This is a genomic window from Bombilactobacillus sp. ESL1097 (genome assembly GCF_058107205.1).
On the sequence record NZ_JBYLUB010000001.1, the window covers coordinates 715,345 to 729,133 of the forward strand.

The following is a 13,789-nucleotide window of genomic DNA, read 5'->3' on the forward strand; positions in this document are numbered from 1 at the left end:
TATGACAAAAATTATTTTTATGGGAACCCCCGACTTTGCAGTGACGATTTTGGCCGGTCTGCTAAAAGAAAATTATGAAATTAGTGCTGTTGTGACGCAACCAGACCGCCAGGTGGGTCGCAAGAAAAAATTGGAATTTTCGCCAGTGAAACAATATGCTTTGCAGCATGATTTACCGATCGTGCAACCTCAAAAACTTAGTCACAGTGCAGAATTGGATCAATTGATTGCTCTGCAACCAGACTTGATTATTACCGCTGCTTTTGGCCAATTTTTACCTACTAAGTTATTACAGGCAGCGAAAATTGCTGCGATTAATGTTCACGGATCACTCTTACCACATAATCGTGGTGGTGCGCCAATTCAGCGGGCGATTATGAATGGTGATCAGATAACCGGAATTACGATTATGTATATGGTTGCGAAGATGGACGCAGGTGATATTATTAGCCAAGAACAGTTGCCCATTACGAACCAAGATACAGCGGGTTCGTTATTCGCTAAATTAGCCGTCATTGGTCGAGATTTATTATTAAAAACACTTCCACAAGTTATTAATCACACGAATTCGCGTGTGCCACAAGATGAATCTCAAGTAACAATTACGCCTAATTTAAAGCCAGCTGAAGAACAAATTGATTTGCAACATTCAGCATTAGAAATTGATCGCCAAGTGCGGGGATTAAATCCTGACCCAGTAGCCTATCTCTTGGTCCACGGGCAACGTGTTAAAGTTTACCAAACAGCTTTAAGTGATCAAACCACTACTGCGGCGCCAGGAACCATTGTTGTCCGCAATAAGCATCAACTGGGTTTGGCGGCAGGCAATAATTCCATTATTTATTTGGAACAAGTGCAACCCGCAGGTAAGAAATTGATGACTATTAGTTCATATTTAAATGGTCAAGGAAAGGATCTTCAAGTAGGTGACGCAATCAATTAAGCACAGTGTTCGCGCGATAGCGATACAAATTCTAACTAAAGTCTTTGATAATGCGGGTTATTCCAACCAACTAATTAATCAAGCACTAAAGCAACAACAGTTCAATGATGCTGATCAACGCTTATTGAGTCAGTTAGTGTATGGCGTTTTGCAGCATAAACTCACGTTAGATTATGAATTAGCACCATATTTACGTGGAAAAAAATTAGTTCCGTGGGTCAAAAATGATTTGCGGGTGGCGGTTTATCAATTAAAATATTTAGATCGAATTCCTAATCACGCTATTTTATTTGAGGCAACGCAACTGGCTAAGGTTCAAGGCAACTTAGGTTTATCCAAATTGGTCACAGCAGTATTACGGAATTTGTTACGCAATGGCTGGCGTTCTCTAGCAGATTTAGCGCCATTAGCACAATTAGCTATTCAATATAGTGTGCCCCAATGGATTATTGAACAGTTGCAACAGCAAGTTGGGTTGGATAAAACCCGGACATTGCTAGCCAGTTTGAACCAACCACCGAAGCTATCGTTGCGGGTTAATTCAGCTAAAATTTCGCGAGCAAAATTGCAACAGCAATTACAAACTGAAGGTTTGTCAGTCAAACCGAGTCCCGTCAGTGAAGATGCTTTAGTGGCAGAACATGGATTTGGTGCTGGCACAAAATGGTTTCAACAAGGTTTTTGTACGATTCAAGATGAAAGCTCAATGTTAGTTGCACCAGCTTTAAAAGTTGCACCGGATAATCGAATTCTTGATGCCTGCGCCGCTCCCGGTGGTAAAACCACACATTTGGCGAGCTTCTTAGGGCAAAAAGGACAGATTGTGGCCTTAGACATTCATCAAAAAAAATTACGGTTAATTCAAAATAATGCGCAACGCTTAGGGGTGCAACAGTTAATTCAAACCCGAGCCTTGGATGCGCGCAAAGCTGGCCAAGAATTTGCGGCAGCTAGTTTTGACCGGATTTTAGTTGATGCACCGTGTTCAGGATTTGGATTGATGCGCCGCAAACCAGAAATTCGCTATGGTCGCCAATTAAGTGATGTTTTACATTTAGCACAAATTCAGCGCAATATTTTAACGGCAGTAGCGCCATTATTGAAAGTTAATGGTTATTTAGTTTATAGTACATGTACGATTTTTGATCAGGAAAATCAACAAGTGATTGAGCAGTTTTTAGCGGATCAACCGCAGTTTGAATTAGTACCAGTTACCACACAAAAGAAGTTAGCTTTAAGCAATCAAATGTTAAAAATTTATCCAGACGATTATCAAACTGACGGCTTTTTTATTGCTTGTTTAAAAAGGGTGAAGTAAAGTATGCAAATTGCATTTACAACGGATATTGGTCAACAACGCAAAACTAATCAAGATGATGTGCAGGTTTATCAAAATCAACAAGGTGTCGTTTTGGCTTTGGTGGCTGATGGCATGGGCGGTCATCGGGGTGGTGACGTGGCTTCTAATATGGTTATTCGACATTTTAAGACGGCATTTGAAAAAAACCAAATGCGGGATATTCGCCAGCTGGCGCAATGGACGGAAAGTTTTTTGATTCAGGAAAATCAGCGCGTGGTCACAACGGCTAGCGAACACGTCGAATTAAATGGTATGGGCACGACGATTGTGGGGGCATTTGTTTTACCTCAACAATTGGCGGTTTTTAATGTTGGCGATAGTCGTTGTTATTTATTAATGCAAAAACATCTGCGACAAGTCAGTTTTGATCATTCATTGGTCAATGAATTGCTGGTAGCTGGCGAAATAACCCCAGAACAGGCCCGCAATTCACCTAATAAAAATATTATTACCCAAAGTTTGGGTGTCTCCACCGATGTCAAACCAACCTTTGGTTTTTTTGATTTGCCAACTGACGCGCAGATTTTGTTATGCAGTGATGGCTTAACCAATATGTTGTCTGATCAACAAATTCAACAAATTTTGGAACAAAATCTATCACCTCAAGCCAAGTGTGACTTATTGATTCAGCGTGCTAATCAAGCAGGCGGTTTAGATAACATTACCGCTTTAGTAATTGATATGGCTGCTGGTCATGCTGAGGTGAACTCCAATGATTAATAAGGGGGACTTAATTGCTGACCGCTATCTAATTTTGGACACCTTAGGTGAAGGCGGGATGTCCAATGTTTATCTGGCAGAAGATACTTTTTTACATCGCCGCGTAGCATTAAAAAGTTTACGTTTGGACTTGACGGATAATCAACAATTTCGACAACGATTTCAACGCGAATCACGAGCCATGAGTGAATTATCTAGTCCTTATATTGTCAACATTTTAGATATTGGTGATGAAAGTTTCCCCTATATTGTGATGGAGTATGTCAAGGGCCCAAGTCTAAAAAAATATCTGCGGCAAAACTTTCCTATTAGTCAGCCACAAATTTTAAGTTTTATGGCGGAGATTTTGCAAGGAGTTGCCGTTGCGCATCAACACGGAATTATTCATCGCGATTTAAAGCCACAAAACGTTTTTATTACTTCGCAAGGTCATGCGAAAGTGGGCGACTTTGGTATTGCTTTATCTTTAGGCGAGCAGTCGATTACACAATCGGATGCCACCATCGGTTCGGTTCATTACATGGCTCCCGAACGAGTGCGCGGGGCTCAGGCAACGGTTCAGTCCGATATCTATTCGTTAGGGATTATTTTATTTGAAATGTTAACAGGGCGCTTGCCGTTTGACGCTGAAACCTCGATGGCCGTAGCGGCTAAACATTTTAATGAACCGATGCCGAATTTATGTCGAATTGATGCCACTATTCCCCAGCCGTTGGCTAATGTAGTTTTAAAAGCGACTGCCAAGGTTCCCAGCCAGCGGTATGCAACCGTTAGTGAAATGGCCCAAGATTTAGAGACAAGCTTAAATGCTGATCGAAAAAATGAACAGCCTTTTATTCCTGAACCGATCAATACTGAAGAGACGAAGGTTTTATCGAATGTTCATGAACAAACTACTGCTCCTAGTGTTAATCCGCAATCTGATTTAACGTCTGACCAGAAAAAGCCAGTAGTTAAAAAAAAGCATCACCGGCGGTGGTTAATAGTGCTACTGGTAATACTAATTATTATCATCGGTTTTGTTTTTTGGTATAATCGCAAAGAAGTGACGGTGCCGGATGTTCGTGATTTGAGTCTTAATCAAGCACGGGCAGTGCTGAATAACTCTAGCTTAAAAGTTGGGACGATCACTAAGAAAACGAGTAACACGATTCGTACTCAAAATGTCATTAGCTCCATTCCTCCGCAGGGTAGCCATCTCAAAACCGGAACGAAAGTTAAATTAATTCAAAGTACCGGTCCCGTCAAAAAAAGCTTACCTAATGTGCAAGGCTGGAATTATTATGCGGCTAAAAAAAGATTACACCAAGCAGGATTTAAAGTTCAGCGGAAAAATCGTTATTCCAAGACAGTGCCTGCGGGTAAGGTCATTAAGCAAACTCCCAGAGCTACTAAACGCAAAACCGCACAAAATCGGGTCATTCACTTAACAATTTCTTTAGGAATTAAAAATACTGGGGTTACTGTGAAAGATTTGACAGGTTATAATTTGCGGGGAGCGCAAGATTACGCTAATGAGTCCGGGTTACACTTAGTGGTGAAGACAGTTGCTTCAGAGAGCGTGGACAAGGGCTTAGTTATTTCGCAAAGTCCCGTCGCGGGTACGCGAGTGATGCGGGGGAGTGATTTAATTATCAGCGTGTCTAGTGGTGGTAATAATGTCGTCAATAATCCGCCACAAGCTCGATCGACTGCCAATGATGATGCGACACCAACGGATAATGTTCAAAATGTTTCCCGGACCGTGACGGTGCCGTTTAATGCACAAACTAATAATGGTACTAATGTGGTAAAAATTCATGTTCAAGATCTCAATCATAATATTAATGATGTTTATCAAACATTGAATATTACTGCTGATACTCCCGTAACAATCAATTTACAACTGAATAAAGGACAAAGTGGACAATATAGTATTGAACGTGACGGTCAAACGATTGATTCACAGACAGTAACAGGCAATTAATATGCAAACAGGAAAAATTATTAAATCTAATAGCGGCTTTTATGAAGTACAATTACCAACCGGTCAAGTAGTTACCACTCGTGCTCGCGGCAATTTTCGCCAACAAAAGATCAAACCGATTGTGGGTGATGTTGTTGATTTTGAAGAACAGTATTTACTAAAAATTCATCCGCGAAAAAATGAAATCGTGCGTCCACTCATTGCCAATATTGATCAAGCTTTGATTGTCATGTCGGTTGTTCAGCCAGATTTTTCGACTAATTTATTAGATCGCTTCTTAGTTAACTTGCAGTTACAAAAAATTAAACCTTTAATTTATCTCAGTAAGACCGATTTGGCGACTAAAAAGCAATTAATTGCTTTACAACCGATTATTGATTATTATCAAAGTTGGCATTATCCAATCTTTACGCACGACACTTTGCCGCAGTTAAATACCGCGTTAACCAATTGTGAAACGGTCTTAACGGGCCAAACGGGTGTGGGAAAATCTACGTTATTGAATCAAATGCTGCCGCAATTAAAATTAAAAACGGCCGCAATTTCTAATAGTTTGAATCGGGGGAAACATACAACCCGCTTAGTAACTTTATATCCATTTGCGGGAGGATTAGTTGCCGATACACCCGGTTTTTCTGCACTACAATTTCAAGACTTGACTAAAGAGCAACTTCCCCAATTGTTTGTTGATTTTCAACATTTTCAAGGTAATTGCAAGTATCGCAGTTGTCTTCATCTAAAAGAACCTGGTTGCGCTGTACAACAAGCCGTGGCGACAGGTGAAATTTTGCACAGTCGGTATCAAAATTATTGTCAATTTCAAGCAGAGTTAGCACAACGCCGACCAGTTTATCAAAAAACTCCTAAAAAAAAGAGGTAGTCCAATGACTAATTATGTAATTGCACCTTCGATTTTAAGTGCCAATTTGTTAGCTTTACAAACGGATTTAAACCAGGCGATTGCGGCTGGAGCAGATATGTTTCATATTGATTTAATGGATGGTGCCTTTGTTCCACATTTGACGTTTGGTCCCGATATGGTGCAAGCTATTCGGACCATGACTGATTTACCATTAGATGTGCATTTGATGGTGCAGTACCCTGGTAATTATTTTGACCAGTTACTCCAAATTCCTAATTGTTTGTTAAATATTCACGTGGAGAGTACGGTTCATATTTATAGTTTAGTGCAGCAGGTCAAAGCAGCAGGTTTAAAGGCGGGCATTGTGTTAAATCCTGGCACTGCTGTGGCAAGTGTGACGCCATTACTTTCTTTAGTAGATAATGTCTTGGTGATGACTGTTAATCCAGGATTTGGTGGCCAAAAATTTTTAACTGCCATGACTAATAAGTTACAGCAATTACAGACATTACGGCACCAAAATGCGGATTATACTTATACCCTTGAAGTGGATGGTGGAATTAATGATCACACTATTCAATTGTGTCAGCAAGCAGGAGCCGATACGTTCGTAGCCGGCTCATACGTGTTTGATCACAATATTGAGCAACAAATGCAAAATCTACGACAGGCATTAGTTAAATGAATAAAGTTAATGTAATGTTAGGCAGTTCCTATAATTTACCACTGAATTTGTCAGAGATTACTGGTCCTTGGGTGGGCGCCGATCATGGAAATATTACGTTATTAGCCAATAATATTGTTCCCCAAATTGGCGTGGGTGATTATGACTCTTTAACGAGAGTGGAAAGAAATTGGCTAGAAGCGCAAGTTGCTGATTTAAGATATGCTAAACCCGAAAAAGATTTTACGGATTCTCAAGCAGCGGTGAAAATCGCTTTGCGAGATTTACATGCGCGTCAAGTAGATATTTACGGTGCGACTGGTGGGCGCATCGATCATGAGCTGGTTAATCTTTGTTTACCGTTAGATTTTCAACCACAAGATGCCCAAAAATTACGGCTGATTGATAACCAAAATGTTATCACCTATTTTGCTCCCGGAACTTATCAAATTCAAAATTGGACACAAGATAAGTATCTAGGTTTCTATAATTTAGTACCTGTCAAACATTTTTGGATTAAAGATGCCAAGTATCCCTTAAAACCAACTAATTTAACGCGCCCCGTTTCGTTGTCCAGTAATGAATTTGTGGGGGTGGTAGTGGAATTTGGCTTTACCAGTGGTTTGATGGCTGTGATCCAGTGCCACGATTAATTAATAGTTGCTGTCTGGTAATCACGTGCCGGATTTGAATTGTCCGAATAAAACTAAAATAAAAAAACTGCCCAAGTTGGACAGCTTTTTTATTTTAATTATTAGACACGAGTCACTTTACCAGACTTCAAAGCGCGAGTTGAAACCCAAACACGTTTGGGTTTACCATCAACTAAAATCCGGACTTTTTGCAAATTAGCTTTCCATGCACGTCGTGATGAATTCAAAGCATGAGAACGTTTGTTGCCAAAACTGGTCTTGCGTCCAGTAATAATATCTTTAGCCATGGGACAAACCTCCTTGTCCTATATACTTTCTATAACAGAATACTTTAAACATGTTATCATTTACCTATTGAGAAAGCAAGTTCTAATTCAAGGAAAAATACTTGACAGTTTTGTAGATAGCTGTTTTTTATAGCTTTGCTATGATAAAATTTAATTGTTAAAAGAGATTATAAAGCGGGGTGTTAGACTTTGGCAGTAACTATTCAAACAAAATATGGACAAGTAGATGTCTCTAATGAAGTCATTGCTTCGATTGTCGGCTGTGCTGCGACTGATATTTACGGTATCGTCGGGATGGCTAGTAAAAATCAGTTACGTGATGGCGTCAATGAGATTTTAAATCGCGAAAATTACACACGTGGGGTAGTTGTGCGCCAACAGGAAAATCAAACCGTAGTTGATGTATATATAATTGTTGGTTACGGCGTGAAAATTTCTGAAGTTTGTCGTAATGTCCAGAGCAAAGTTAAATACAATTTAGAAACAATGTTAGGTGCACCGACAGCGCAAGTTAATGTTTACGTGCAAGGAATTAAGATTTTAGAAGAGGATTAATTGGAGGAAAAATTCATTGTCTGTTGAAAGAATTACGGCACAAGAATTTGTCGATATGATTCGCATGGGAGCACACCGTTTAGGTCAGAATGCTCAATTTGTGAATTCTTTAAATGTTTTTCCGGTACCTGATGGCGATACCGGAACCAATATGGACTTAACATTTAAATCAGGCTATAAAGCAGTTAATGAAGCCGATACGAAGCACGTTGGTGAATTAGGTCAAGTCTTAGCCAAAGGATTGTTGATGGGCGCACGGGGCAATTCGGGAGTGATTACATCCCAAATTTTCCGTGGTTTTAGTAAAAGCATTGAGGCGAAGCCAGTTTTAACGCCCCAAGATTTAGCCCAAGCGTTCGCTGATGGTGTGCAGACGGCTTATAAAGCCGTGATGAAACCAGTCGAAGGCACGATTTTGACAGTTGCTAGAGGAGCTAGTGAACAGGCCCAACAGGTGAGTGCAACAGCAAGCGATGTGGAAACAGTGATGGCTGCAGCCTTACAAGGAGCTAAAAAGGCGCTGGCTAAAACGCCGGATTTATTGCCAGTATTAAAAGAAGTTGGCGTAGTCGATTCGGGAGGCCAAGGCTTGGTCTTTATCTATGAAGGCTTTTTACAAGCTTTAGGTGGCGAAGTTAATGATAGTAATATTCACCAACCTGATGCTACTGAAATGGATGAAATGTTAAATGCAGCCCATCATCAATCAGTGCAAACGCAGTTTAATAATGAAGATATTGTGAACGGTTTTTGTACCGAAATGATGGTTCAATTAGGGGTTCAACCAACTACTGACCAACAATTTGATTACGAACAATTTCGCAATACATTAGGCGAAATTGGCGATTCACTATTAGTGGTTGCCGATGATGAAGTGGTGAAAGTTCATGTGCACACACAGCATCCCCAAAAAGTCTTTACCTATGGTCGGCAATTTGGCGCGTTAGCTAAAGTTAAAATCGACAATATGCGGATTCAACACGAAACCATTATTGAAAATGACACTGCACAAACTCCGGTAGCGACCGAGCCAGTCGATTATGCAGTTATTGCTGTGGCTTCCGGTAATGGTCTACAAAAACTGTTTCGCAGTTTAGGCGTGACTACTGTTATTAGCGGTGGTCAAACGATGAATCCTTCAACGCAAGATATTATTCAGGCTATTGAGAATAGTAATGCCAAACAAGTTATTGTTTTACCAAATAATGGTAATATCGTCATGGCTGCCCAACAAGCTTGCCAAGAAGTTAATTTACCAACGGCAATTGTGGCCAGTAAATCAATTGCTCAAGGAATGACGGCCATGTTAGCTTTTGATCCAACCGCAGATTTAACAGACAACGAAGCTAACATGACTGAAGTGTTAACTACAGTTAAGAGTGGTCAGATTACAACAGCTGTGCGCGATAGTGTCATTGGTGACTTAACAATTAAAAAAGCAGATTTGATCGGACTGGTTGATGGCGATATTGTCGTTAGTGGCACTGATTCACTTACAGTAGCCCGCCAGATGGTGGCTAAAATGGTGGATGAAGATAGTGAAGTAGTGACTATTTTAGTGGGCGCACAAGGAAATAATGACAGTGCCCAACAAATTGCGGAAGCTATTACGAATGATTTTAGTGAATTAGAAGTTGAAATTCATGAGGGCGATCAACCCGTGTATCCGTATTTGATTGCTGTTGAATAAAGAGATCATTGAGGCTGTGAATAATTGGTGCACTAAGGAGCCAGTATGCAAGAATTATTACAATCGGTTAGTTATTTAAAGGGTGTTGGTCCTAAAGTTCAAGCTGCATTAGGAACTTTAGGAATTACTACGGTACGTGACCTACTTTATTTTTTTCCTAAACGCTATAACGATCTTATTGTTAAGACACTTGCTGAAATTAGTGATCAGGAAAAAGTAGTTTTAAAAGGAGTTGTGGGTAGTCCCGCTTTACTTAAACGTTTAGGTGGTAAAAGAAATTTAGTCATTGTTCGTTTATTGGTTGACAATGAAACGATCCCAGTGACTTTTTTTAATCAACCGTGGTTAAAGCGCCAGTTTACAGTTGGTCAAGAAGTTTTGATTTATGGGCGTTTTGATGCGGCTAAACGATCTTTGACGGGGATGAAAGTTCTCAGTGATGATCAAGCAACTAATCAACTGGCGGCCATTTACCCCACTAATCGGCAAGTCTCGCAAAAAAGTTTAATTAAGCTGATTCACCAAGCCGTCGACCAATATTTGCCCCAAGTTCCCAATCTTGTTCCGCTTGCTCTGCGGCAAACCTATCACTTATTAACTGATCAACAAATTATTGTGGGGATGCATTTTCCAAAGTCCAAACAACAAGCCCATTTGGCTCGCAGAAGTGCTAAATTTCGGGAATTATTTTTGTACAGTTTACGGCTATGTGATTTAAAAGTAACTACGCAAAAGCAGACAGCAGGTTTGGCACAACATTATGACGAACAATATGTGCAGCAATTTGTGAGTGATTTTTCGTTTCAATTAACAGCAGCACAAACAAAAGTTTTAACGGAAATTTTAACTGATTTAAAAGCGCCCCAACCGATGAATCGCCTATTACAAGGTGATGTAGGCAGTGGTAAAACTGCCGTTGCGGCCACGGCGATGTTTGCCTCAGTAACGGCGGGTTACCAGACGGTTTTAATGGCCCCCACCGAAATTTTGGCACAGCAGCATTATCAAAAACTGGCGCCGTTATTTGAGCAATTTCAAATGACAACTAGTTTGCTAACCAGCTCGCTAAAGGCGCCACAAAAAAAGTTGATCTTGAATAATATTCAACAAGGTCATACGAACATTATTATTGGAACGCAAGCAGTTTTTCAAACGGCGGTCCAGTATCAACGTTTGGGATTAGTAGTGATTGATGAGCAACATCGTTTTGGTGTTCGCCAGCGGAAGGCCTTACGCCAAAAGGGAGGCAATCCCGATGTCTTGTTAATGACAGCCACGCCGATTCCGCGGACCTTAGCAATTACTTATTATGGTGAAATGGATTTATCAATTATTGATGAATTACCCGCGGGGCGCCAAGCAGTTAAAACTTACTGGTTGCGCTCCAATAAGTTAGAGCAAGTCCGTCATTTTATGACGGTGCAGCTTCAGCAACAAGCTCAAATTTTTATCGTTACCGCACTGGTCGAGGACTCCGATAAGATGACTTTAACTAGTGCCAAAACCCTCTATCAAGAATTGCAACAACAGTTTCCCCAAGCACGAATTGGACTAGTGCACGGACAATTAACAGCGGCCGATAAAGCGCAGACAATGGAACAGTTTAAACAACACCAATTGGATATTTTAATCGCTACAACGGTCATTGAAGTTGGCGTGGATGTGCCAGATGCGACGGTCATGATTATTTTAAATGCTGAACGCTTTGGTTTATCGCAGTTACATCAATTACGGGGGCGGGTTGGTCGTGGCCAACAAGCAGCCTACTGTATTTTAGTGGGAGACCCTGCGAACCAAACGGCAATTCAACGTTTAAAAATTATGACACAAACCAATGATGGTTTTAAGTTAGCACAAAAAGATTTAGAATTACGTGGTAGCGGGGACTTCTTTGGTGATCAACAATCGGGTTTGCCACAGTTTGAATTGGCAGATCCAGTGAGTGATGTTAAAATGCTTGATATTGCTTACCAAGAAGCACGAAAATTGATGCAAACGGATCCTAATTTGACTCAATTTCCCCAATTAAAGCAATATTTACAAACAGTAATACATGATAATTTAGATTAGTGAGGTTATTTGAATGAAAATTGCAGTTGATGTCATGGGTGGCGATCACGCACCAGAAGTGGTCGTACAAGGAGTAGAGCGAGCCCGGAATGAATTTGCAGATTTAGAATTTAGTCTATTTGGCGATCAAACGGCAATTAAACAATATTTACAAGATTCTAAGAGAATTGAAATTGTGCATACTACGACCCAAATTTTAGGCACGGATGAGCCCATGAAAGCTATTCGGCAAAAAAAGGATTCATCAATGGTTCTAGCTGCGCAAGCAGTGAAAGCTGGTCAAGCCGATGCAATGATTTCGTTAGGAAATTCCGGGGCATTGTTAGCTGCGGGAATTTTTATTGTGGGACGTTTGAAAAATATTTCTCGCCCGGCCTTAATGCCCACGATGCCCATGATTGGTCAAAACAATGCTTTTGTCTTTTTGGACGCGGGGGCCAATGCGGAGGTTAAAGTTCCTTATTTGACACAATGGGCTGTGATGGGCTCGTTTTATGCCAGTGAAGTTTTAAATACTGCTCAGCCACGAGTTGGTTTATTGAACAATGGTAGTGAATATGATAAGGGTGATAAGTTACACCAGCAAGCTTATCAAGCATTAAAAGAGTTACCAGGAATTAATTTTGTTGGTAATGTGGAAGCTGATAATTTATTAGTTGGTGCTGCCGATGTAGTAGTGACTGATGGTTTTACTGGTAACGCGGTCTTAAAAGCGATTGAAGGGACCGCTTCATTAGTCATTAAAGAATTAAAAGCGGCATTACTCAATAATGGTTTGCGGGCGAAAACGGGAGCACTGTTAGCTAAACCAGCGCTCAAGTCGATTAAATCTTTATTTGACGTTTCCACATACGGTGGTGCAGTTTTGATGGGTGCTAAAGCCCCAATTGTTAAATCACACGGGTCTTCAGATGCACGTACGGTCTATTATGCCTTAGCGCAATTGAGAATGATGTATAATAAGGGAATGCTTGATAAAGTAATGGCTTACTTTAATCAAGAACAAAAAACTAATAATTAGGAGATCAGTTAATTATGAATAGAGAAGATATTTTTCAAAAAATTGCTCAAATGTTAAGCGAACGCTTTGGTGTTGCAGTCGATAAAATTACGGATGCAACTAATTTTCAAGAAGATTTAAAAGCTGATTCCATTGATATGGTGGAATTTGAGTTGGAATTAGAAGATGATTTTGGTGCCGAAATTCCTGATGAGGAAGCTGCTAAAATCCAAACTGTTGGGGCGGCAGTTGATTATATTGTTTCACAACAATAATAAATGGGGGTTATTTGACCTTTGACTAAAAATAAAACAATGGATGATCACCAATTAGTACAGCTATTAGCTGATCATTATCAAATTAAATTTCACAATATGGATTTATTGCATTCAGCTTTGACACATTCTTCGTTTGCAAATGAACACCGCGAGTTAGCGGTTAAAGATTATGAACGCTTAGAATTTTTAGGTGATGCGGTTTTAGAGTTAAATGTGTCAGAATATATTTTTAAAAAATTTCCACAATTACCTGAAGGACAACTAACCAAATTACGAGCAGATATTGTTTGTACAGCCAGTTTTTCGCGCTTTTGTCGCGAAGTAGGCTTGCCACAGTTTATTCGCTTAGGTAATGGTGAGGAAAAAGCTGGTTCACGTAACCGTGATACGTTACTAGAAGACGTCTTTGAAGCTTTTGTGGGAGCTTTGTATTTAGACCAAGGCAATGACAAAGTGGTCACTTTTTTGCAAGCAGTGGTTTATCGGCATATTGATGCGGGCGAATTTAGTGATGATAATGACTTTAAAACAGAGTTACAAGAAGAATTGCAACAAAACGGTGATGTGCAAATTGATTATCAAGTTTTGAAGACGGAAGGCTCTGATGATCAGACGGTCTTTACAGTTCAGTTGGTAGTTAATCAACAACCCTTAACAATGGGCGTGGGTCACAGTAAAAAAGATGCAGAACAACAGGCAGCTCACCGGCAATTACAGAAATTGCATCAAAAATAGGAGGAG

The 13,789-nt window shown here is 40.2% G+C and carries 14 protein-coding genes; 13 read left to right on the forward strand and 1 reads right to left on the reverse strand.

Annotated elements, in window-relative coordinates; all coding sequences use genetic code 11:
• Position 1 precedes the first annotated feature (1 nt).
• The 7 genes from fmt to AC3B6D_RS03550 are packed head-to-tail and all read left to right on the forward strand — an operon-like array spanning position 2 to position 7,168.
• Entirely contained in the window at positions 2 to 943 is a 942-nt protein-coding gene (gene fmt / locus AC3B6D_RS03520; protein WP_489774917.1) for a methionyl-tRNA formyltransferase, read from the forward strand.
• Positions 927 to 2,261, forward strand: a complete 1,335-nt coding sequence (gene rsmB, locus AC3B6D_RS03525; RefSeq protein ID WP_489774918.1) for a 16S rRNA (cytosine(967)-C(5))-methyltransferase RsmB — start codon at positions 927 to 929, stop codon at positions 2,259 to 2,261. The genes fmt and rsmB overlap by 17 nt, the downstream gene beginning before the upstream one ends.
• Before the next feature lie 3 nt (positions 2,262 to 2,264).
• Positions 2,265 to 3,023 carry a Stp1/IreP family PP2C-type Ser/Thr phosphatase gene (locus tag AC3B6D_RS03530; protein WP_489774919.1) on the forward strand — a complete coding sequence of 253 codons (759 nt, stop codon included), beginning with the start codon at positions 2,265 to 2,267 and terminating at the stop codon, positions 3,021 to 3,023.
• Positions 3,016 to 4,989 carry a Stk1 family PASTA domain-containing Ser/Thr kinase gene (gene pknB, locus AC3B6D_RS03535; protein WP_489774920.1) on the forward strand — a complete coding sequence of 658 codons (1,974 nt, stop codon included), beginning with the start codon at positions 3,016 to 3,018 and terminating at the stop codon, positions 4,987 to 4,989. Before AC3B6D_RS03530 ends, pknB begins: the two co-directional genes overlap by 8 nt.
• A 1-nt stretch (position 4,990) precedes the next feature.
• Positions 4,991 to 5,869, forward strand: coding sequence for a ribosome small subunit-dependent GTPase A (gene rsgA, locus AC3B6D_RS03540; RefSeq protein ID WP_489757514.1), 879 nt, complete (start codon positions 4,991 to 4,993; stop codon positions 5,867 to 5,869).
• Positions 5,870 to 5,873: 4 nt separating this feature from the next.
• Positions 5,874 to 6,536: a ribulose-phosphate 3-epimerase gene (gene rpe, locus AC3B6D_RS03545; protein ID WP_489774921.1), complete on the forward strand. Its 663-nt coding sequence runs from the start codon at positions 5,874 to 5,876 to the stop codon at positions 6,534 to 6,536.
• Positions 6,533 to 7,168 carry a thiamine diphosphokinase gene (locus AC3B6D_RS03550; protein ID WP_489774922.1) on the forward strand — a complete coding sequence of 212 codons (636 nt, stop codon included), beginning with the start codon at positions 6,533 to 6,535 and terminating at the stop codon, positions 7,166 to 7,168. The genes rpe and AC3B6D_RS03550 overlap by 4 nt, the downstream gene beginning before the upstream one ends.
• A gap of 101 nt (positions 7,169 to 7,269) precedes the next feature.
• Here the strand turns inward: AC3B6D_RS03550 and rpmB are convergent, their stop codons facing one another.
• Entirely contained in the window at positions 7,270 to 7,455 is a 186-nt protein-coding gene (rpmB, locus tag AC3B6D_RS03555; RefSeq protein ID WP_489757517.1) for a 50S ribosomal protein L28, read from the reverse strand.
• A 189-nt stretch (positions 7,456 to 7,644) separates the two neighbouring features.
• Between rpmB and AC3B6D_RS03560 the strand changes: the two genes are divergently transcribed.
• Genes AC3B6D_RS03560 through rnc form a run of 6 tightly spaced genes read left to right on the forward strand, consistent with a single transcriptional unit; the run spans position 7,645 to position 13,783 of the window.
• Entirely contained in the window at positions 7,645 to 8,010 is a 366-nt protein-coding gene (locus AC3B6D_RS03560) for an Asp23/Gls24 family envelope stress response protein (protein WP_489757518.1), read from the forward strand.
• 16 nt (positions 8,011 to 8,026) lie between these two features.
• The gene (locus AC3B6D_RS03565; RefSeq protein WP_489774923.1) at positions 8,027 to 9,700 is read left to right on the forward strand and encodes a DAK2 domain-containing protein; all 1,674 of its coding nucleotides are present in this window, start codon (positions 8,027 to 8,029) and stop codon (positions 9,698 to 9,700) included.
• Positions 9,701 to 9,745: 45 nt separating this feature from the next.
• On the forward strand, positions 9,746 to 11,770 hold the full coding sequence (gene recG / locus AC3B6D_RS03570) for an ATP-dependent DNA helicase RecG (RefSeq protein ID WP_489774924.1): 2,025 nt from the start codon (positions 9,746 to 9,748) through the stop codon (positions 11,768 to 11,770).
• Between the two features lie 13 nt (positions 11,771 to 11,783).
• Positions 11,784 to 12,791, forward strand: coding sequence for a phosphate acyltransferase PlsX (plsX, locus tag AC3B6D_RS03575; RefSeq protein WP_489769016.1), 1,008 nt, complete (start codon positions 11,784 to 11,786; stop codon positions 12,789 to 12,791).
• 14 nt (positions 12,792 to 12,805) lie between these two features.
• Positions 12,806 to 13,045 (forward strand): acyl carrier protein, encoded by a 240-nt coding sequence (acpP, locus tag AC3B6D_RS03580; RefSeq protein ID WP_489757522.1) that lies wholly within the window; start codon positions 12,806 to 12,808, stop codon positions 13,043 to 13,045.
• Between the two features lie 39 nt (positions 13,046 to 13,084).
• Positions 13,085 to 13,783: a ribonuclease III gene (gene rnc / locus AC3B6D_RS03585; protein ID WP_489757713.1), complete on the forward strand. Its 699-nt coding sequence runs from the start codon at positions 13,085 to 13,087 to the stop codon at positions 13,781 to 13,783.
• The last annotated feature ends 6 nt before the right edge of the window (positions 13,784 to 13,789 follow it).

Bases quoted from the DNA above. Each gene is read 5' to 3' on its own strand.
- fmt (WP_489774917.1), top strand. From the start codon at position 2: ATGACAAAAATTATTTTTATGGGAACCCCCGACTTTGCAGTGACGATT.
- AC3B6D_RS03530 (WP_489774919.1), top strand. From the start codon at position 2,265: ATGCAAATTGCATTTACAACGGATATTGGTCAACAACGCAAAACTAAT.
- pknB (WP_489774920.1), top strand. From the start codon at position 3,016: ATGATTAATAAGGGGGACTTAATTGCTGACCGCTATCTAATTTTGGAC.
- rsgA (WP_489757514.1), top strand. From the start codon at position 4,991: ATGCAAACAGGAAAAATTATTAAATCTAATAGCGGCTTTTATGAAGTA.
- rpe (WP_489774921.1), top strand. From the start codon at position 5,874: ATGACTAATTATGTAATTGCACCTTCGATTTTAAGTGCCAATTTGTTA.
- AC3B6D_RS03550 (WP_489774922.1), top strand. From the start codon at position 6,533: ATGAATAAAGTTAATGTAATGTTAGGCAGTTCCTATAATTTACCACTG.
- rpmB (WP_489757517.1), bottom strand. From the start codon at position 7,455: ATGGCTAAAGATATTATTACTGGACGCAAGACCAGTTTTGGCAACAAA.
- recG (WP_489774924.1), top strand. From the start codon at position 9,746: ATGCAAGAATTATTACAATCGGTTAGTTATTTAAAGGGTGTTGGTCCT.
- plsX (WP_489769016.1), top strand. From the start codon at position 11,784: ATGAAAATTGCAGTTGATGTCATGGGTGGCGATCACGCACCAGAAGTG.
- acpP (WP_489757522.1), top strand. From the start codon at position 12,806: ATGAATAGAGAAGATATTTTTCAAAAAATTGCTCAAATGTTAAGCGAA.
- rnc (WP_489757713.1), top strand. From the start codon at position 13,085: ATGGATGATCACCAATTAGTACAGCTATTAGCTGATCATTATCAAATT.